This window comes from Thermus sp. FJN-A (assembly GCF_054655095.1).
Map to the genome: position 1 here is coordinate 1 of NZ_BAAHSC010000118.1, position 471 is coordinate 471.

Sequence of the window (471 nt, forward strand, 5' to 3'; positions counted from 1 at the left end):
GGACGGGCGGGTGGACCTCGAGGCCGTCCGCCTCTTCCTCCAGCTCGGGCGCTACCGGGAGGGCGAGGCGGCCCTGGACCAGGACCCCCAGCCGGAGAACCCCGAGTGGCTCAGGCTGAAGGGCTGGGCCCGCTGGCACCTGGGGGACGAGGAGGGCCTGCGGCTGGTGCGGAAGGCGGCCTCCCTGGCCCGGGAGCGGGCGGGGTGGGTGTGGCAGGACCTGGGGGCCCTCCTCTTCCGGGCCGGGCGCTGGGAGGAGGCGGAGGAGGCCTTGAGGCGGGCCCTGGACCACTTCAGCGCCCGGGAGGACCACCTGGGCCGGGCCTGGGCACTCCACGGCCTGGGGGTGGCCCACCTGCACCGGGGCAGGACGGGCTGGGCCCTGCGCCGGGCGGAGGAGGCTTTGGCCGTGGTCCGGGCCAAGTCCCTGGGAGGCTTCCGGAGCCGGGTCCTTGTCCTCCTCTCCTCCGT

1 protein-coding gene is annotated in these 471 nt (G+C 76.4%); it reads left to right on the forward strand.

The annotated features are described in order from the left end of the window. Positions 1 to 471, forward strand: a 471-nt coding sequence (locus tag ACYQ0J_RS00600; protein WP_460170264.1) for a tetratricopeptide repeat protein, incomplete at both ends; no start/stop codon positions are given.